General features: G+C 36.1%; 18 protein-coding genes. 7 read left to right on the top strand and 11 right to left on the bottom strand.

Features of this window, described 5'->3' with window-relative positions; genetic code table 11:
- Window positions 1-2 precede the first annotated feature (2 nt).
- The 7 genes from AC3RVF_RS01835 to AC3RVF_RS01805 all read right to left on the bottom strand — a co-directional run bounded on the left by AC3RVF_RS01835 (window position 3) and on the right by AC3RVF_RS01805 (window position 7,525).
- Window positions 3-869, bottom strand: a complete 867-nt coding sequence (locus tag AC3RVF_RS01835; RefSeq protein WP_489690339.1) for a tetratricopeptide repeat protein — start codon at window positions 867-869, stop codon at window positions 3-5.
- A 44-nt stretch (window positions 870-913) separates the two neighbouring features.
- Window positions 914-1,954 carry a vWA domain-containing protein gene (locus tag AC3RVF_RS01830; RefSeq protein WP_489690340.1) on the bottom strand — a complete coding sequence of 347 codons (1,041 nt, stop codon included), beginning with the start codon at window positions 1,952-1,954 and terminating at the stop codon, window positions 914-916.
- 2 nt (window positions 1,955-1,956) lie between these two features.
- Window positions 1,957-2,961, bottom strand: coding sequence for a vWA domain-containing protein (locus AC3RVF_RS01825; RefSeq protein WP_489690341.1), 1,005 nt, complete (start codon window positions 2,959-2,961; stop codon window positions 1,957-1,959).
- The gene (locus tag AC3RVF_RS01820; RefSeq protein WP_489692612.1) at window positions 2,951-4,621 is read right to left on the bottom strand and encodes a DUF4381 domain-containing protein; all 1,671 of its coding nucleotides are present in this window, start codon (window positions 4,619-4,621) and stop codon (window positions 2,951-2,953) included. The genes AC3RVF_RS01825 and AC3RVF_RS01820 overlap by 11 nt, the downstream gene beginning before the upstream one ends.
- A 7-nt stretch (window positions 4,622-4,628) precedes the next feature.
- Window positions 4,629-5,492: a DUF58 domain-containing protein gene (locus AC3RVF_RS01815; RefSeq protein ID WP_489690343.1), complete on the bottom strand. Its 864-nt coding sequence runs from the start codon at window positions 5,490-5,492 to the stop codon at window positions 4,629-4,631.
- 94 nt (window positions 5,493-5,586) lie between these two features.
- Window positions 5,587-6,591, bottom strand: coding sequence for an AAA family ATPase (locus AC3RVF_RS01810; RefSeq protein ID WP_489690344.1), 1,005 nt, complete (start codon window positions 6,589-6,591; stop codon window positions 5,587-5,589).
- 154 nt (window positions 6,592-6,745) lie between these two features.
- Window positions 6,746-7,525, bottom strand: coding sequence for a DUF4382 domain-containing protein (locus AC3RVF_RS01805; RefSeq protein ID WP_489692611.1), 780 nt, complete (start codon window positions 7,523-7,525; stop codon window positions 6,746-6,748).
- 140 nt (window positions 7,526-7,665) lie between these two features.
- Between AC3RVF_RS01805 and AC3RVF_RS01800 the strand changes: the two genes are divergently transcribed.
- The 4 genes from AC3RVF_RS01800 (at window position 7,666) to AC3RVF_RS01785 (ending at window position 11,427) form a co-directional block, all read left to right on the top strand.
- Entirely contained in the window at window positions 7,666-8,421 is a 756-nt protein-coding gene (locus tag AC3RVF_RS01800) for an SDR family NAD(P)-dependent oxidoreductase (RefSeq protein WP_489692610.1), read from the top strand.
- 86 nt (window positions 8,422-8,507) lie between these two features.
- Complete coding sequence (locus AC3RVF_RS01795) at window positions 8,508-9,644, top strand: ATP-binding protein (RefSeq protein WP_489690347.1); 1,137 nt, start codon at window positions 8,508-8,510, stop codon at window positions 9,642-9,644.
- Window positions 9,645-9,647: 3 nt separating this feature from the next.
- Entirely contained in the window at window positions 9,648-10,373 is a 726-nt protein-coding gene (locus tag AC3RVF_RS01790) for a metallophosphoesterase family protein (RefSeq protein ID WP_489690348.1), read from the top strand.
- A gap of 64 nt (window positions 10,374-10,437) precedes the next feature.
- Complete coding sequence (locus AC3RVF_RS01785) at window positions 10,438-11,427, top strand: acyl-ACP desaturase (RefSeq protein WP_489690349.1); 990 nt, start codon at window positions 10,438-10,440, stop codon at window positions 11,425-11,427.
- A 102-nt stretch (window positions 11,428-11,529) separates the two neighbouring features.
- Here the strand turns inward: AC3RVF_RS01785 and amaB are convergent, their stop codons facing one another.
- The 4 genes from amaB to AC3RVF_RS01765 all read right to left on the bottom strand — a co-directional run bounded on the left by amaB (window position 11,530) and on the right by AC3RVF_RS01765 (window position 15,473).
- Entirely contained in the window at window positions 11,530-13,086 is a 1,557-nt protein-coding gene (gene amaB / locus AC3RVF_RS01780) for an L-piperidine-6-carboxylate dehydrogenase (RefSeq protein WP_489690350.1), read from the bottom strand.
- A 60-nt stretch (window positions 13,087-13,146) separates the two neighbouring features.
- A complete protein-coding gene (locus AC3RVF_RS01775; RefSeq protein ID WP_489690351.1) occupies window positions 13,147-13,686 on the bottom strand; it encodes a 3-hydroxyanthranilate 3,4-dioxygenase in 540 nt (179 codons plus the stop codon).
- Between the two features lie 69 nt (window positions 13,687-13,755).
- A complete protein-coding gene (locus AC3RVF_RS01770; protein WP_489690352.1) occupies window positions 13,756-14,265 on the bottom strand; it encodes a CAP domain-containing protein in 510 nt (169 codons plus the stop codon).
- Window positions 14,266-14,963: 698 nt separating this feature from the next.
- Window positions 14,964-15,473, bottom strand: coding sequence for a CAP domain-containing protein (locus tag AC3RVF_RS01765; RefSeq protein WP_489690353.1), 510 nt, complete (start codon window positions 15,471-15,473; stop codon window positions 14,964-14,966).
- Between the two features lie 205 nt (window positions 15,474-15,678).
- On the opposite strand from AC3RVF_RS01765, the gene AC3RVF_RS01760 reads away from it, so the two are divergent.
- The 3 genes from AC3RVF_RS01760 to AC3RVF_RS01750 all read left to right on the top strand — a co-directional run bounded on the left by AC3RVF_RS01760 (window position 15,679) and on the right by AC3RVF_RS01750 (window position 18,688).
- Window positions 15,679-16,743, top strand: a complete 1,065-nt coding sequence (locus AC3RVF_RS01760; protein ID WP_489690354.1) for an isoaspartyl peptidase/L-asparaginase family protein — start codon at window positions 15,679-15,681, stop codon at window positions 16,741-16,743.
- Complete coding sequence (locus tag AC3RVF_RS01755) at window positions 16,744-17,061, top strand: antibiotic biosynthesis monooxygenase family protein (protein WP_489690355.1); 318 nt, start codon at window positions 16,744-16,746, stop codon at window positions 17,059-17,061. It begins immediately after the preceding gene.
- Window positions 17,062-17,179: 118 nt separating this feature from the next.
- Window positions 17,180-18,688 (top strand): DUF4153 domain-containing protein, encoded by a 1,509-nt coding sequence (locus AC3RVF_RS01750; protein WP_489692609.1) that lies wholly within the window; start codon window positions 17,180-17,182, stop codon window positions 18,686-18,688.
- Window positions 18,689-18,760 lie beyond the last annotated feature (72 nt).

Here is an 18,760-nt window from a genome sequence, read left to right as displayed (position 1 = left end):
ATCTACCAATCTTTATCCGATTGCACTTTCGCACCTTTCTGCTTTTCAGCATTTATCTTATCCTGCGTTTTTTTCTCTTCGTTATTCATTGCCTCTAAAAGGCTTTTTACTTGTTGAGGCGAAAGTTGTCCTGGCACTGGTTGTTGCTGCTGTGGCTTATCGCCTTCTTCGTCTTTTGGCTTGTCAGGCTTACCTTGGTCTTTATCTTTATCGCCTTCTTTTTTATCTTCTTTTTGGTCGCCCTTGTCTTTATCTTCCTTTTCGTCGCCCTTGTCGCCTTCTTTATTTTTATTGTCTTGGTTTTGATCTTTTTTATCCTGATCCTTTTTATCGTCCTTATCCTTCTCGTCTTTTTTGTCGTCTTGTGGTGGTGGCGGATTTTTATCCAACATATCTTTCGCTAACGCCAAATTATAACGAGTTTCGTCATCATTTGGATTGTTGCGAAGTGCATTTTTATAACTCTCTACGGCTTCGGTATATTTTTTTTCATTCATATACGTATTCCCCAAATTATGAAAAGCTTTATGCTTTTCATTTTTGCTAGCTGCAGTAGAGGCAGCTTGTTTAAAACGTAGCATAGCCTCAGCATTTTTTTGCTTTCCGTAGTAAGCGGTTCCTAAATTGTATTTAGCGGTTTCGCTTTTCGGGTTTAAAGAAATAGCTTTCCGATAATCTGCTTCTGCCGTAGGAAATTTATCCTCCATAAGCGACTGTTGAGCTTCGCTCATAAAATTCTGTGCGGCTTTCAATTCCTTGTTTTGCTCTTTGGGTAGTTGCGCAAAACTGGAAACGGAAACCAGCAACACTACCAATAATATGGTTTTGTTGATTATAAAATTAATATTTTTTACTTCTGAAATTTTCATTGCTTCATTAATCAATCAATAAACCTGTCAGGTTTAGATTCTGTTTATTTTTTCGCCTCATTAAATAAATTCAACTTTTTTAGCCAGGCGGTTTTTCTCTCTAATAGGAAAACATCTAATACTAACAAAAACAATGCCCCAGCAAGGAACCATTGAAATTGATCCTTAAAATCGGTAAATTGCTTTGCCTCAATTTCTTTTTTGTCCATTCCATTTAAAATGGCTTTTACTTGATCTACAACAGCTTTAGTATTCGCGCCGTTAAGATACTCACCATTAGTTGTTTTTGCAATCTCTTTAAGAGTTTCTTCACCTAAACGGCTTACAACTTGTTCGTTATTTTGGTCGCGAAGGTAATATTGAAGCACACCATTCTTTTTAATGGGAATGGGACCACCTTCTAATGATCCTACACCAATTGTAAATATTCTGATACCTTTTTCTGAAGCTTCATCGGCAATTCTGGTAATGTTGCCTCCGTGGTCTTCTCCGTCTGAAACTAGAAACATAACGCGATTGGTCTGACTTTCATCGTCATAAAATGTCTGCGCCATTTCTATTGCTTGATTAATAGCCGTTCCTTGCGAAGAAACCATATCTGTATTCATCCCGTTTAAGAACAGTTTTGCCGATGCAAAATCTGTGGTAATTGGAACCTGCGGAAAAGCGCTACCAGCATAACCAATTATACCAACTCTATCGCCAGCAAGACTATTAATTATTTGGGTGATGAGTTGTTTAGATTTATCCAAACGGTTTGGTGCAATATCTTCAACAAGCATACTTTTTGAAACATCCAACGCAAAAACAATATCGACACCTTCACGTTTTACGGTTTCTATTTTGGTTCCAATTTTTGGATTTACTAATGCAAAACTTAAGCAAGCAATTGCCAAACAAAGAACCAAAACTTTTAAAACAGCTTTGAAGAATGAACGATCGGGACTCAATTTTTTCAGCAGTTCCTTATCTACAAATCGTTTTTGAACCGTTTTTTTCCAAACCAAAACCGCGAGAAATAGTACCACTATCACCGGAATGGCGAAAAGAACATAGAAATATATGGGTTGTTCGAATTGGTACATTTTTAAATAAATCCTTTAAATATTGTGGTTCGCAGTAAAAATTCAAATGCAGTCAAAATCAAAGCGAAAATTGCCCAAGGGCGAAACATTTCGTTATAATTTGTGTATTTAAACTCTTCGATGTCAGTTTTTTCAAGCTTATTTATTTCTTCATAAATCTGCTCTAATTTTGTATTGCTAGTCGCGCGGAAATATTGTCCGCCAGTTTTTTTGGCAATTTCCTGAAGCAATGCTTCATCAATTTCAACTTGCACATTTCCGTATTGAAAACCTCCGTCGGGACGAATTCCTATTGGCGACATTGCCATTCCATTACTTCCAAGACCGATTGTGTAAACTTTTATGCCAAATTCAACCGCAAGTTCGCTTGCTATTTTTGGATCGATAAACCCTGAATTGTTTACTCCGTCTGTTAATAATATAATTACTTTACTTTTTGCCCGACTGTCTTTTAAACGGTTTACCGCCGTTGCCAATCCTGAACCAATTGCCGTTCCACCTTCAATAACAGTGTTGTAAGACATACTTTTTAATGAAGACAAAACAATGGTTTTATCGCTGGTTAAAGGTGTACGGGTATAACTTTCTCCCGCATATTCAACCAAGCCAATACGATCGTTTGGCCGGCTGTTTATAAAACGCGCCGCAACGGTTTTTAAAGCTTCCAGACGGTTTGGCTTTAAGTCGCGAGCTAGCATACTTGCCGAAAGGTCCATCGCCATGACAATATCTATTCCGCGAGTGGTTTTTGTTTTTGTGGTTTCGTCAACAGTTCTAGGTCTAGCCATTGCGATAATTAATGCCGAAAGAGCCAAAAGGCGCAGTGCAAAAAGCAGTGGTTTTATTTTTGCTAGCCAGTTTTTTCCAGATTTAAAGCCGCTAACGCTTGATATTTTTAGAGAAGCAGATTGCTGTTTCCGCTTCCATAAATACCAAAGCACAAGCGCCGGAAGTATAAGAAACAACCAGAACAACTGCGGATTTACAAATTCAAAATTACTGCCCATCTTTCTTTTCTGAAATTTCAAGCTCTATGGAAGCTTCAATTCTTTTTAATATTTCTTCGGCGTATTTACCGTCATTTTGATACACGATCAAAACTTCCTGCAAACCATTTTCTTGTGCGAAAAGCAACAATTCATACGTGCTTTTCTCTTTCAATATATTTTTATCTGAAACTTGTACGTTGAATTCGCCGTAAGCTTTTAATCCTTTTATACCTTTTTCAGTTTCGAAATCGTCGCGTTTTACAATCATGTTTTTAGCGCCACTTTGTTCTAAATCGTCCAAAACAGCATCCAGCGCGGTATCCAAAGCAATGTCTTGTTTCTGGCTAAACTGCATTGTAGTAATCATAATGTAAAGTGGCGAATTCATTTCGCCGTAAGTGAAAATATCTCTTCCGCTCACCGCACTTTTAGAAGCATCTGTAACCGGCACTTCCACTCTTAATAGAACTTCGGGAGTTTCCAAAATCACGGCAGGATTTCCATATTCACTTTTAATCCATCTTCCTTCTGCAAGTTCGCGGAGCTCGTTTCCTAATACTTTATCTTTTAGATTATCGAAACCAGTAACTGCACCGTAGATAGCTCCTGCCAAAATAACAGCTGCCACGACGCCCGAAATACCCAAAATCCATTTTCTGCGTTTGCGTCTTTTACGAAGTTTTTCAAGGTATTCTTGATTTTTCAAAAGCTCTTCTTCGGTAGGCTCCGGAACAGCTTCGTGGGTTTCGTTAATGATTTCCTCAATGGTATTTCTATCCACTTCGGCTTGCCCAGATTCTTGATTCATTTTAGCAAATTTCACCAAATCGGCACGTTTAAAAATTGAATCTAGCTTTCGAATTGTTTCCAAATCAAAGTCAAAACTTCCAGCGTCTTTGTGCATCATTAAACGCGAAATAAGCTCATCACTGGTACTTTCCTGTGCCGCTTCATCTACCTCGCGATCTAAATAACGTTTTACAATTTCTGTTAGATTGCTATAATATTCTTTGCTTTTATTTTCACTTAGAAGTTGGCTGTTATCTAAAGATTTCAGCGCGACAATCGCTTCTTCGTATGGTGGCAATTGCTTTTCTGCGGCGTCTCTACGTTTTTTTCTTTGGAATAAATAAATGGCTATCCCAACAATTAAAAGAAGTGGCAGTAACCAATACAGTAGCAACAACCAATTAAACGGAGGACCATTTACTTCAACCGAAGGTTTTATGTCGAACATTTTCTGCTTGGTGGTATCAACAACAACATCTTTCACTTCTACATAAATTGAATCGGTTAAAAACGGTTTGTTATTGATGAAAATACGCTGCGGCGGAATGGTGTATTTGCCACTGTCAAACTGCGTTAATCCGTATTTTTTAATGAGGCGATATTTTGCGCCTTCAAAAGTTGTATCTGTTTTATAGGACTCAATCATTTCCAATGGCGCAAAAGTTTGCTCTTCTGGAAATACTACTATGTCGGTTGAATCTATTTGTACGTTTATGGTGTAAAGAATTTCTTCACCAATTTTAATTTTTGTTGAATCAACCGAAGAAGTTACTTGAGCGGTTGCGATGAAAGAGAAAAGAGAGAAGAACAGAGAAAATAGAAAATAGCGGTTGCCCTGAAAATTTAAATTTCTGTTGTTCAAATTAATATATTGTCTAAAATCTAACATCTAAAATTTAGCGTCTTTTAAAATAACCCAATAATTTTTTCACATAACTTTCGTCAACTCTACTACTTAAAGCACCTGCGCCACTTTTTGTAAAGGCTTCGGTGAAATAATCTACACGTTCGCGGTGATAGCTATAATATTGATTTCGCACACTTTTTGATCCTGTGTTTACCAATAAAAGCTCTCCTGTTTCTTGATCTTGCATTTGCACCATTCCTAAATTTGGGATGTTTTCTTCTGCCTTGTCGTAAACCCTGATTCCCGTAACATCGTGTTTTCTTGCGGCAATCTTCAAAGTATCTCGGTAATTGTCTGCTATAAAATCTGAAAGCACAAAAACGATTGCTTTCTTTTTCATTACGCCGCTTAAAAACTTAAGTGCGTTTGCGATATCTGTTTTGTTGCTTTTTGGTTTGAATTCAATCAATTCGCGAATAATTCGGAGTACGTGCGATTTTCCTTTTTTCGGTGGAATATATAATTCAATTTCATCTGAAAAAAGAATCAATCCTGTTTTGTCATTATTCTGCATTGCTGAAAAAGCGAGCGTTGCAGCTATTTCAGTAATAATTTCATTTTTAAATTGTTCCTGCGTTCCAAAAAATTCGGAACCGCTAATGTCTACCATCAGCATTAAAGTTAGTTCGCGCTCTTCTTCAAAAACTTTTATAAAAGGTTCGTTATAGCGGGCGGTAACGTTCCAATCAATATTTCGAACATCGTCACCAAATTGGTATTGGCGCACTTCGCTAAACGTCATCCCGCGACCTTTAAAAGTACTGTGATACTCGCCACCAAACACGTGATCGCTCAAGCGTCGCGTTTTGATCTCGATTTTACGTACTTTTTTAAGAAGTTCCTTTGTATCCATTTCTTTGTAGTAGCCAGTTGGCAGTTACAGTTAGCAGTGTAGGCGCGTAATAAAATATTTATTGCCTACTGCCACTGAACACTGCATACTCTTTTTACGGTACTTCAATTACATTAACAATCTTGTTAATAATGTCTTCGGAAGTAATATTTTCAGCTTCGGCTTCGTAAGTAATTCCAATTCTGTGGCGAAGTACATCGTGAACGATTGCGCGAACATCTTCGGGAACCACATAACCACGACGGCGGATAAAGGCATAGCATTTAGCAGCAATTGCAAGGTTGATACTTCCACGAGGGGAAGCTCCAAAATTGATAAGTGGTTTTAAGTCTGCAAGGCCATAATTTTCAGGATTCCTTGTGGCGAAAATGATATCGAGAATGTACTTTTCAATCTTTTCGTCCATATAAACTTCGCGAACAGAAGCTTGTGCTCTTAAAATTTGTTCGACCGTTGCAACGGGATTAATTTGTTCATAATCGCCTTTTAGGTTTTGACGAATAATTAATTGTTCTTCGTCAATTTTAGGGTATTTTATTACCGTTTTCAACATAAAACGGTCAACCTGGGCTTCGGGCAGCGGATAAGTTCCTTCTTGCTCAATTGGGTTTTGTGTTGCCATTACCAAAAATGGCTTATCTAGTTTAAAAGTAGTTTCGCCGATAGTAACCTGCTTTTCCTGCATCGCCTCTAAAAGAGCCGATTGCACTTTTGCGGGAGCACGGTTAATTTCATCAGCAAGTACAAAGTTGGCGAAGATGGGACCTTTTTTAATGCTGAAGTCATTCACCTTCATATTATAAATCATCGTTCCCACAACATCTGCCGGAAGCAAATCTGGTGTAAATTGTATACGACTAAAAGATCCGTGAACCGCTTTTGCAAGCGTGTTGATTGCCAGTGTTTTTGCTAGTCCAGGAACACCTTCTAAAAGGATGTGTCCTTGGCCCAAAAGACCTATCATTAGCCGCTCCACCATGTGTTTTTGGCCTACGATTACTTTGTTCATTTCCATTGAAAGAACGTCCACAAAGGCACTTTCCCTTTCAATTTTTTCATTTAATGCCCCGATATCAAAGGTCGAATTTGTATTTTCCATACTGTATTTAGATTCAATGTAGAATGCCTATTAAAAAGACGGTGCAAATTGAAAATTTATTGATTAAAAGCCTGTTAACAATTGGTTAAAATAAAAGAGAGGAAAACATTAAGTTTTCCTCTCTTTAAAAATGTATTATTTTGAAATTTTACGGTTATAAATTAATTTCGCCCATACTTGTTACTTCACCTTGAACAACTGTAACATTATCAACAACCAATGGGGGAATTCCCAAACTTAAATCTGCTTGAACTGTTACGGTATAAACTCCGTTTGGTACTCCGCTTAGCAGAAAATTACCCTGAAGATTCGTATAAGTTGAAATTTCAAGAGGTCCATTAACCGCTGTAACCATGGTTAACATTCCGGCAGGAAGCACATTTCCAGAAATGGCACCACTTTCAGCAACAGTGCTTGCTCTAATTACTGGCTTTAGGCTATACTCTCCGTTTCCTTGTGAAACAATAGATTTGTCAACATCAAAATCGAGCATGAATTCATATAAAATTCCAGCTTCGAGATTTTCATTTACCTGAATTTTTAAACCAGATTGTTGCGCACTTGGGGTTGCAAGAGGTAAGGTTTGTCCATCTACTACTATAGTGTTTTCTTCACCTAAAATCAAACGAATTTGGCTAATGTTTCCAGCGGGAACTTCATCATTAAATAATAGTACATTAACACCTGCGGTTAACTCTAATAGATCGTAAACACCAGCATTAATGCCTAGAACAACATCGTCTTGGCCGTTATTATATTTTATTACCACTTCTTCAACATCAATGAAGACAGCATCATAATCGCCAGGAGCGTCTGTCAAGCGAATTGCCAATTTTGCATTTCCTTCACTATTATTGGAATCATCATCACTACTGCAGGATGCAAATCCTATAAATACTAATGCAATTAAACTTAATTTTAATAGGGATTTCATATTTATGTTTTTAGAATTAGTTTTACAAACATATTGTCTCGGCTTTGGAGTTTTATGTCTGTTAGGAATTATTAACCTATATATTAACAGAATTTAACCTTCTAAAGAATTCATAAATGTACTTTTAGAAAAAACTTAAAATGCAAAATAAAACGGCTTTTATTACTGGATCAACCTCTGGAATTGGAATGGCAACTGCAAAACTTTTCGCCAAAAACGGAGTAAAATTAATTCTCTGCGGAAGAAGGGAAGAACGATTAAAAAAGCTTTCAGATGAACTTTCAACGATGACGGAAGTTCACACTTTAAGTTTTGACGTTCGTAATAAAGAAGAAGTATTTTCAGCGATACAATCACTTCCGAAGAATTTTTCAGACATAGATATTTTAATAAATAATGCCGGTAATGCCCATGGAATGGATGCTATTGACGAAGGAAATACCGACGATTGGGATGCGATGATCGATATTAATGTGAAGGGTTTGCTGTATGTTAGCAAAGCAATTATTCCGAAAATGATTGAACGCAAAAGCGGCCACATCATAAACATTGGCAGCACAGCTGGAAAAGAAGTTTATCCGAAAGGCAATGTTTACTGCGCCAGCAAACACGCCGTGGATGCAATTAACCAAGGAATGCGAATTGACTTAAACGGAAAAGGAATAAAAGTTGGTGCCATAAATCCAGGTTTGGTTGAAACAGAATTTAGCGAAGTGCGTTTTAAAGGTGATAGCGACCGAGCCGAAAAAGTGTACCAAGGTTTTACACCTTTGAAACCCGAAGATATTGCAGATATTATTTGGTTTGCCGTTACACGACCACCACACGTAAATATTGCAGATTTAACGGTTATGTGTTTGGATCAGGCAAGTAGTACGATTGTGAATAAAAATTAATTTAATCATTCTTTGCAGGGTTTCATTCTCTGAAAAGGATTTAAAATATTGCAGTTTGGGAAGAGATTCCCGTCTGCGCGGGAATTATGATCAACAAACGACTACTCATAAAAAACCTACTCGCCCATAACGACGAGAGTAGTTTCTATGATAAAAAGCGAAAAATTGATCTTGGCAACAAAGAAGGAAAAGCGAAGTTTTTGAAACATATTTGTGCGCTTAGCAATAGCAATCCCGCGAATAACTCCTTTATTGTTGTGGGTGTTGAGGATGAAACTAATGAAATTAGAGGTGTAGATTTTTTTGACGATAGCAAAATTCAAAATCTGGTGAACGCCTATCTTACTAATGCGCCGTTGATTATTTATGAAAACGTGGCGTTTCCAAATTTGCCTTTAGATAAAGTGGTGGGATTGGTTACAATTAGACCCAATGGAAAAATAACTTCGTTGCGCAAAAATATTTGGAAGTATTGGGGTGGCTCTATTTTTCTTCGCGATGGTAGCATTTCTATGCCGAAAGATTTCGATATTGAAATTAAAGATGTCAATTCACAGATTGTAAAATCTATCGAAAACGCCGCCAAGAATAATATTGAACTTACATTGGACGGCGTAATGGATTTTATAAACTATCGGCATAAAGATTTGGATAGCCATTATAAGGTTTTCAAAGAACAGTTTGTTGTTTGTTGGGCTGGAAATCTTAAGCGGATGAAAAATAACAGTTACTATTCTCGTGTGGATATTGAGCTTATTAACGAGCAGGTGCGCCTTTTTTATTCGGCTTTAGATGAAGTGAGCATTGAGTTTACCGATGATTATTTTAGAACGGTTGAATATGTGCATTTGGGGTTGAATGAACAATTTAAATATTATCCGTTGGAAGAGGTGACTATTCATTTTCAAGAAAACGGTTCGTATCAAATGGATTCAAAACTTATTTTTGAAGCTCCTAAATTCAATAAAAAAACACTTTTTCATATTTATAATGCGAATAATGCCGTGCTGGAAAAATTGAAAAAGAATATTCCGCTGAACGCTTCCGAAGAAAAGGATTTGCGAAACCTTCCGTCAACGTACCTTATTTGTTATTTAAACGATTTTGAAGATGCCAAAGATAAATTGCAGGAAGCAAAAGAATATTTAAGAGATTACCACGAGGGAGCGTATCAGCTTACGAAGGAATCACTTCGTATTTTGAGAAAAGTTAGTTATAATTAAAGTATGCAAACAGTAGTAATAGGAGACATTCACGGAGGTTTTAAAGCTTTGAAACAATTGCTTGAAAGCGCAAATCTTTCAAAAAATACGCAATATATTTTTGTGGGCGATTATGTAGATGGTTGGAGTCAATCGGCCGAAGTTATTTCGTATTTATTTGGCTTTTCGCAAAAAAATGATTGCATCTTCCTTCGCGGTAATCACGATGAGCTGCTTTACAAATATTTAAAATTTGGCGAGAGCAATTCAATGTGGCTCAGTCAAGGCGGTGAAAGTAGTGTTGAGAGCTATTCAAAACTGGCTAAAACCGAAATAGAAATTCATCTTCGTTTCTTAGAAAATCTTACTAACTATCATATAGATTCAAAAAACCGACTTTTTCTGCACGCAGGTTTCACCAATCAACGCGGACCGCAGCACGAATATTATCCAAACTTGGTCTATTGGGATCGCACCCTTTGGGAAATGGTATGTTCGATCGATACTACGCTTTCTATGGACGATGACAGGTATCCAAAACGGTTAAAACTTTTCAAAGAAATCTTTATCGGCCATACGCCTGTAACTCGTGTGGGTCACGATAAACCTGCAAATTTTGCCAATGTTTGGAACATTGATACTGGTGCCGCATTCAAAGGAAAAATCTCGATGCTCGATGTAGATTCTAAGGAGTTTTGGCAAAGCGAACCGGTATACACATTGTATCCAAACGAAAAAGGCAGGAATTAAGATTACTTTATTATTAATTTCAGTACTCACTCACTATATTTGTAGTTAGCTCAAAAGACACGCCATGGCACTTAAAAATATCCGACTCGAAGTAATGCAAACTGTTGAAAAAGAAATTGACAGTTATATAGACCAATACCTTATCCCTGTTGATGAAATTTGGCAACCGAGTGATTTACTTCCTAATTTTCAAGGCGAAAATTATATGGATGAAGTATTGCAAATTAGAGAAGAAGCCAAAGAATTGGGCTACGATTTTTGGATTGTTCTTGTGGGCGATATGGTTACGGAAGAAGCATTGCCAACTTATGAAAGTTGGTTGATGGATATGGAAGGCGTAGACCAGCACGGTCGTAATGGATGGAGCAAATGGATTCGCCATTGGACGGGTGAAGAAAATCGTCACGGAGACACATTGAACAAATACCTATATTTATCTGGAAGGGTAAATATGAAGGAAGTAGAAAAAACCACACAACATTTAATTAATGATGGTTTTGAAGTAGGCACGGGTCGTGACCCTTACAGAAACTTTATTTATACCAGTTTTCAAGAACTTGCTACTAACGTTTCACACAATCGTGTAGCAAAAATTGCCAAACAAAAAGGAAATAAATCGCTTGCAAAAATGTGCAATATTATTGCTGGCGACGAGATGCGCCATCACTTGGCATATCGTCAATTTGTTAAAACTATTTTTGAATACGACGCCAGCGAAATGATGATTGCATTTGCAGATATGATGCAGAAAAAAATTATTATGCCTGCCCAAAACCTTCGCCAAAGTGGTGGAAAAATGGCCTCAGCATTTGATGATTTCAGCAACGCAGCACAGCGTTTGGGTGTTTATACCACATACGATTATATTGATATTCTTGAAAAATTAAATGCTCATTGGGAAATTTCCAAGATGGGAAATCTTACCGATGAGGCAGAAAAAGCGCGTGATTATCTTGTAAGGTTACCTTCAAGAATGCTTCGTATTGCAGAAAGAATTAAAATACCGCAAGATGCCAACCGTTTTAAATGGGTTGAGCCGAATGGGATAATATAGTCCCCTTACCCCCAAAAGGGGAATTGTTGCGGAAACGAATTAAAAAACCCCAAAGGTCTCGAAGACCTTTGGGGTTTAATTTTTTAACTAAGAATTACTTTATTACAAATCAAACTTAATTCCTTGCGCTAAAGGAAGCTCAGTTGTATAATTGATTGTATTTGTTTGTCTACGCATATAAACTTTCCAAGCGTCACTTCCACTTTCGCGGCCGCCACCAGTTTCTTTTTCGCCACCAAATGCACCGCCAATTTCGGCACCACTTGTTCCGATATTTACGTTTGCAATTCCACAATCAGATCCTGTTACAGCTAAGAAACGTTCCGCTTCGCGTAAGTTATTCGTCATAATTGCTGAGGATAAACCTTGCTTTACGCCGTTTTGTAAATCTAAGGCATTTTGCAAATCGCCTTTGTATTTCATTATATATAAAACTGGTCCAAATGTTTCGTGTTGTACGATGTCATAATGGTTTTCTGCTTCAGCAATAGCTGGCTTTACGTAGCAACCGCTTTCGTAACCTTCGCCTTCTAATACGCCACCTTCAACTAAAATTTTACCGCCTTCTTTTACCACTTGCTCTAATGCTGTTTGGTAATTTTTAACCGAATCTTTGTCGATTAATGGTCCAACGTGATTCTTTTCGTCTAACGGATTACCAATTTTAATTTGCTTATAAGCAGCTACAATTGCAGCTGTTACTTTATCGTATATGTCTTCGTGAATAATCAAACGTCGTGTAGAAGTACAACGCTGGCCACAAGTCCCTACAGCTCCAAAAACAGCACCAATCACAGTCATTTTAACATCGGCATCTGGTGTAACGATAATAGCATTGTTTCCACCAAGTTCCAATAATGAATTTCCTAAACGCTTAGCAACCGCTTGGGCTACAATTTTTCCCATTTTAATAGATCCGGTTGCAGAAATTAATGGTACGCGAGCGTCGGTTGTCATCATTTCGCCAACTTTATAGTCGCCTGTAATCAAGCAAGAAAGTCCTTCTGGCAATCCATTTTCAGAGAATACACGAGCTGCAATATTTTGACATGCAACGCTAGTCATTGGTGTTTTTTCAGATCCTTTCCAAATACAAGCATCTCCACAAATCCAAGCTAGGGCAGTGTTCCAAGCCCAAACTGCTACTGGGAAGTTAAACGCAGAAATAATTCCTACAACGCCAAGTGGATGATATTGTTCGTACATTCTATGTCCCGGACGTTCAGAATGCATAGTCAAACCGTGTAATTGTCTAGAAAGTCCGACAGCGAAATCACAGATATCAATCATTTCTTGAACCTCACCTAAACCTTCTTGGTAAGATTTTCCCATTTCGTAAGAAACTAACTTTCCAAGTGGTTCTTTTAAGCGACGCAATTCGTCATTAAATTGACGAACAACTTCACCACGTTGCGGAGCTGGCATTGTGCGCCATTCTTTAAAAGCGGTGTTTGCTGTGGTTATTACTTTTTCATAATCTTCTTTGGTAGTAGACTTCACTTTACCAATTAAGGCATTATCTACAGGAGAATAAGATTCAATAATCTCTCCGTTTCCAAAAAAATCTTTTCCAGTAGAAGTACCGAAGTTTATGTCCTTATTTAAGCCTAACTCTTCTAAGGCCTTATCAATTCCAAATTTTTTTGCAATTTCACTCATCAATTTTTATTTTTTTCTTATTAATAATCTACCGATTGCGAAAATAACAAAATTCAATGGTTATTCCTCAGAAACGAAACGTTTATCTGTTTCCATTACAGTGCCACATTCGTTACAAGTGCGCAAGTCTTTACTCGCGTAGAAATGTTTAAAATGTTTAAGAAAATCTGTTTCAATATTGCTGAGGGGGAAGTAGACGTCGTATAATTTGTTATTGCAATTATCGCAGAACCAAAGTAAACCATCTTTTCCATCAAGATCGGTGCGTTTTCTTTCAATAACTAAACCTATTGAGCCTGCGCTTCTGCCCGGAGAGTGGGGCACTTTTGCGGGATGTAAGTACATATCGCCTGGGCCGAGTTCCATTACTTTTTTCGTTCCATTTTCCTGAATTGAAACTTGAATATTTCCTTCAAGCTGGTAAAAAAGCTCTTCGGTTTCATTATAATGGTAATCTTTACGAGCGTTGGGCCCTGCTACTACCATTACAATATAATCGTCCGATTCTATATATAGATTCTTATTGCCAACTGGTGGTTTTAGAAGATCTCGATTTTCTTCAATCCATTTATTTAAGTTGAAAGGTTTTTTAATAGACATTGCCGTATTTTTAACTGTTTAGGTAAAAATACGGCAATTTTAAATAAGTAGAAAGGAGGAATCTCGGTATTATTTTCTATAGAATAGTTGTGTGAAGTAAGTGCGTCCCTTTTCGCATTTCATTACTCCAAAACCAGTGTGAGTATAATTGCCTTCTATAATGGCTTTATGTCCTGCACTCTTTAGCCAAGCGTTTACTACGGCTTCAGCAGTGTCGTAACCATAGGCTACATTTTCGCCAACAACTTTAGCGTCGTCATGAAATTTGATTCCTTCAGAACGATATCCGAAGTTGTCGTGATTTATTTTTTCTTTTTCAATCATATAATCGGTATGATTAACAGCGAATGCTGATGCATACTGAGTGTCTATTATTAGTTCAGGTAGTCCTACTGAAATGCGGTGGTCGTTTACCAACCTTAAAATTTCCGTCGACATTTGAGCATCATTCTTTGCTGCTAAGGCTAAATCAATATCGTATTTAGCTGCTTCAACTTCAAAAGAATCTTCTTTTGAACAAGAGGTTATCAAGAGGCATAATAATGCCATTGCAAGTAGGTTGCTTTTTAGTAGGTACATAATTTCAGGGACATCAAATTTGGGGCATGATGCTGGTTCAAATATATAAAAATTATTAAACCAAAATGCTTTTAATCGAAAAAAGTTTACACTTAATCGGATATTAGGTGTTATTTTTATATTTAAACTAATTCGAAATAGCCCTTAGCTACTATGAGCATTGCGTTTTTCGCAAGTCTTTCTCAGAAAATAAAATTACAAGCGAAAATATAAAAATTAACATATTTTGGGAGATTTTACCGTTTATCGATGTTTAATAACGGTCAAAGATGCACTTAATCGATAATTATTATATTTTGAATGATTGCAAATTGGTAAAAAATATTAAAAAAATCAATTAACGGAGGTGTGGCAACCTTTCTCGAAACACAATAGCAAGCCTATTTATGAACTACTTATTAGTTAAAATTAGGAAAAGCTATTTATGGAAGGTATAATCGATAAGAATTTACTGAAGGTATAATGTTATAATTTGTGTAGAACGGTTGATCAGAAGTCATTAAAATTCATTTAATAATCAAGGAGTAGGTGAAATGCTATGCTTCTTAAAATTATGGCATGTAAAAGTGGAATAGATAGCAATTCTAAATTATACTATTTAAATACAAATAAAGTATAAAGGCAATTGCCGCATCTATAGCTTGGGGGCGCTATAAATACGGCAATTGGAAACAAGTAGAAAAGGGGAATCTAGGGTATTACTTTCTATAGAATAATTGTGTGTAATAGGTACGTCCTTTTGGGCATCTCATTACCCCAAAACCAGTATCGGTAAAATTACCTTCTATAATAGATTTGTGTCCAGGACTCTTTAGCCAAGCGTTTACTACAGCTTCAGCAGTATCGTAGCCATAAGCTACATTTTCGCCAACCACTTGGGCGTCATCGTGATATTTAATACCTTCTGAACGAAAGCCAAAATTATCGTGGTTTATTTGCTCTTTATCAATCATATAATCTGTATGGTTTACAGCGAACGCTGAAGCGTACTGATTGTCCATTTTTAATATAGGGAGTCCAATAGATGTCCTATAGTTGTTTACTAAAGTTAATATATCTGATGACATTTGTTTGTCATTTTTTTGAGCCAATGATAAATCAATATCATATTTGGTGGCTTCAACTTCAACTGAATCCTCTTTTGAACAAGAGGTAAATAGTATGCATATTAACGTTAATGCAAGTAGGTTGCTTTTTAGTAAACTCATAATTTTGGGGACATCAAATTTGGGGCATGATGCTGGGACAAATATATAAAATAAATCATATAAAAATGTATTTAATCGTATAAATCTTACACTTTATCGGATATATGGCTATAAAATGAGTTATTTCTTCTGAATAAAAATTTGCTGAGCCACTATAAACATTGTGTTTTTCGCGTATCTTGTAGGTGAATAAAAAATATCGGCCATGATTAAAACTTTAACATATTTTATGATTATTTTTCTGTTTTTCGGGTGTAAAAACGATGAAAAGAGCACTTTATCGATTATTAATGCAACCGAAAAATCTACAAAAACGGGAGATAACTTCGGAATTGTTATCCATGGAGGTGCTGGAACCATCTTAAAAGAAAATATGAGCGACTCCCTTGAGACTGCTTATAAGTTAAAATTGGAAGAAGCTATTTCTGTAGGGTATAAAATATTGAAAAATGGCGGTACTTCTTTGGAAGCCGTTACTCATACTATTAATGTAATGGAAGATTCACCGCTTTTTAATGCGGGGAAAGGTGCTGTATTTACTCACGATGGCTCCAACGAACTTGATGCCTCAATTATGGACGGAGCAACATTAAACGCTGGCGCAGTTGCGGGTATAAAACATATAAAAAACCCAATAGATCTTGCTCGCGACGTTATGCAAAAGAGTGAACACGTAATGTTATATGGATTAGGAGCGGAAGAATTTGCGCATACATTAGGCTACAAAATGATGGATACATCCTATTTCTACACCAAAAATAGATACGAATCTTTGCAAAAGGTTTTGGAAAGGGAAAAAAACACAAATGATAAGAAAGTCTCTTTTGAAGACTCATTTATAAAGGATTCAAAATTTGGCACCGTTGGTTGTGCTGCCTTAGACAAACACGGAAATCTTGCCGCAGGAACCTCAACTGGCGGAATGACTAACAAACGCTGGAACCGTATTGGCGATGCGCCCATTATTGGGGCGGGAACTTATGCTAACAATGCTACTTGTGCGGTTTCTGCAACTGGATGGGGAGAATATTTCATTCGCGCCGTGGTTGCTCATGATATTTCCGCTTTGATGGAATACAAAGGAATGACACTACAAGAGGCAGCTCGCGAAGTTATTCAGAAGAAAGTACCAGCCATTGGTGGCGACGGTGGCATTGTTGCCATCGATAAAGACGGGAATGTGGCAATGGAATTCAACACTGCTGGTATGTATCGCGCTAGTATGAATTCTGAAGGAGAATTGGTTATTAAAATTTATAAAGAACAATAAATGGAACAACCGTATTACGCAGTAATCTTTACGTCAACCCAAAGTGAAAACATTGAAGGCTATTCTGAAATGGCCGAATTAATGGAATCGCTTGCAAAACAACAATCTGGATTTATAGGAATTGAAAGTGCGCGAAATGAAGTTGGCATAACCGTTAGTTACTGGCAAAGCCTTGAAAGTATTAAGAATTGGAAAGCAAATATGGATCATTTGGTTGCGCAGAAAAAGGGAAGAGAAAAGTGGTATACATATTATAAGGTTAGGATTTGTAAAGTTGAGAGAGAGTATGAATTCTTAAATAATGCAATTAAATTGTAGATACCCTAATAGTAACGCAACCTTTTCATGATATTACTATCTAAATAACATTACTACTAAATTTCCTAAAAAAGCAAGCATAGAAAAAAACTACATCTAATTCTTAATTTTCAAATAGATGTTGGTAAAAAACTTACTTCCAGTAACTTTTCTTAGTGCAATACTTTTTTCAATTTTATTCTACAATCACGATTTGGGTCTTAACCTAATAATCTTTGAGACCGCGTTTATTATTTATTTGATTCTCACTAAACAGTTTAACTTTTCAAATAAAATTCAAGTTATTACAACTTTAGGATTCTTATTAACATCAGTATTTACAGTACTTACACACTCTGTTTTTTCGTATGTTATTCATTTTATAGCTGCATTTATTTTCGTGGGAGTTCTTAATTATCTGTATGCAAAATCAATTATTACTGCTGCTTTAATTTCAGTAAAATCAATATTTCAGTCTCAAATTGAATTTTTAAATAGCATAATAAGCTCAAGAGTGAAAGGCACTAGTATTGGAAATACCTTTTGGAAATTCAGAATTTTTATAATTCCCGCAGCAGTTATTTTTATTTTTGTGGCCATTTACAGAGCTTCAAATCCAATTTTTGATGAATTGACGGTGAATATGGGTATGCAGTTTCAAAACGCCTTCAACTTTATTTTTAAGGATATTGAAATTCTATTTATAGTAACGCTTTTGCTAGGCTTGTTAATTAGCAATATATTATTCTTCAGAACAAAAAATTCATCAATTGAAAAGACAGATGCTAGTGCTAATGATCTATTAATAAGAAGAAAACGAAAAGGCATAAGAAGTTTTAAAACACTAAGTTTAAAAAATGAATTAAAAGCCGCTTTGTTTCTGCTTTTCATCCTGAACTTAATTTTGTTAATACTGAATATTACAGATATATATTTGGTTTGGTTCAATTTTGAGTGGGACGGACAAACCTTAAAACAATTTGTACACGAGGGAACTTATCTTTTAATTTTCTCTATTATAATATCAATTACGATAGTTCTTTACTTCTTTAGGGGGAATATTAATTTTTACGCTAAAAATAAACTCTTAAAAAAACTAAGCTATTTATGGTTATTCCAAAATGCAATTTTGGCAATTTCTGTAGGTGTTCGCAACTATTGGTACATAGAATATTTTTCATTAGCCTATAAAAGAATTGGTGTCGCAATTTTCTTGATTTTAACGTTATACGGTCTATATTCAGTTTTCAAAAAAATAAGAAATGTAAAATCTGGGTTTTATCTTTTTCGCACAAATGCCTTGATATTGTATGTAATATTGGTACTAAGCAGCACAGTTAATTGGGATAGTTTAATTGCGAAATATAATTTTGCCCACGCCGATACAGCTTTTTTGCATTTTGATTATTTGGCAGATTTATCAGATAAATCGCTACCCTATTTAGACAAACCTATTTCAGAATTAACGAGAATAGAAAACATACAAAAAGAATTATTCTCTTACGAAACAGACTTTATGAATGCAGAACAATATCATAAACGTATTAAATTTAGGAAAGAAATTTTTAAACAAGATTGGGAATCTAAAAGCTTTTTATCTTGGAATTTCCCCGAATATATGGCCTATAATAAATTGTTCAAGAAATAGGCAAGAGAATCATCAGCTTGCTTTTTGTATTAATTACCTTCTAAATGTCAAATTTCTGAATAAGATATTAAA

This window comes from Aequorivita sp. IT1183, assembly GCF_058068265.1.
This window is presented reverse-complemented; position numbering and strand designations above follow the sequence as displayed.

What these genes read in the sequence shown, in the direction of transcription:
- AC3RVF_RS01835 (WP_489690339.1), bottom strand. Translation starts at nt 869, where the DNA reads ATGAAAATTTCAGAAGTAAAAAATATTAATTTTATAATCAACAAAACC.
- AC3RVF_RS01830 (WP_489690340.1), bottom strand. Translation starts at nt 1,954, where the DNA reads ATGTACCAATTCGAACAACCCATATATTTCTATGTTCTTTTCGCCATT.
- AC3RVF_RS01825 (WP_489690341.1), bottom strand. Translation starts at nt 2,961, where the DNA reads ATGGGCAGTAATTTTGAATTTGTAAATCCGCAGTTGTTCTGGTTGTTT.
- AC3RVF_RS01820 (WP_489692612.1), bottom strand. Translation starts at nt 4,621, where the DNA reads ATGTTAGATTTTAGACAATATATTAATTTGAACAACAGAAATTTAAAT.
- AC3RVF_RS01815 (WP_489690343.1), bottom strand. Translation starts at nt 5,492, where the DNA reads ATGGATACAAAGGAACTTCTTAAAAAAGTACGTAAAATCGAGATCAAA.
- AC3RVF_RS01810 (WP_489690344.1), bottom strand. Translation starts at nt 6,591, where the DNA reads ATGGAAAATACAAATTCGACCTTTGATATCGGGGCATTAAATGAAAAA.
- AC3RVF_RS01805 (WP_489692611.1), bottom strand. Translation starts at nt 7,525, where the DNA reads ATGAAATCCCTATTAAAATTAAGTTTAATTGCATTAGTATTTATAGGA.
- AC3RVF_RS01800 (WP_489692610.1), top strand. Translation starts at nt 7,666, where the DNA reads ATGCAAAATAAAACGGCTTTTATTACTGGATCAACCTCTGGAATTGGA.
- AC3RVF_RS01795 (WP_489690347.1), top strand. Translation starts at nt 8,508, where the DNA reads ATGATCAACAAACGACTACTCATAAAAAACCTACTCGCCCATAACGAC.
- AC3RVF_RS01790 (WP_489690348.1), top strand. Translation starts at nt 9,648, where the DNA reads ATGCAAACAGTAGTAATAGGAGACATTCACGGAGGTTTTAAAGCTTTG.
- AC3RVF_RS01785 (WP_489690349.1), top strand. Translation starts at nt 10,438, where the DNA reads ATGGCACTTAAAAATATCCGACTCGAAGTAATGCAAACTGTTGAAAAA.
- amaB (WP_489690350.1), bottom strand. Translation starts at nt 13,086, where the DNA reads ATGAGTGAAATTGCAAAAAAATTTGGAATTGATAAGGCCTTAGAAGAG.
- AC3RVF_RS01775 (WP_489690351.1), bottom strand. Translation starts at nt 13,686, where the DNA reads ATGTCTATTAAAAAACCTTTCAACTTAAATAAATGGATTGAAGAAAAT.
- AC3RVF_RS01770 (WP_489690352.1), bottom strand. Translation starts at nt 14,265, where the DNA reads ATGTACCTACTAAAAAGCAACCTACTTGCAATGGCATTATTATGCCTC.
- AC3RVF_RS01765 (WP_489690353.1), bottom strand. Translation starts at nt 15,473, where the DNA reads ATGAGTTTACTAAAAAGCAACCTACTTGCATTAACGTTAATATGCATA.
- AC3RVF_RS01760 (WP_489690354.1), top strand. Translation starts at nt 15,679, where the DNA reads ATGATTAAAACTTTAACATATTTTATGATTATTTTTCTGTTTTTCGGG.
- AC3RVF_RS01755 (WP_489690355.1), top strand. Translation starts at nt 16,744, where the DNA reads ATGGAACAACCGTATTACGCAGTAATCTTTACGTCAACCCAAAGTGAA.
- AC3RVF_RS01750 (WP_489692609.1), top strand. Translation starts at nt 17,180, where the DNA reads ATGTTGGTAAAAAACTTACTTCCAGTAACTTTTCTTAGTGCAATACTT.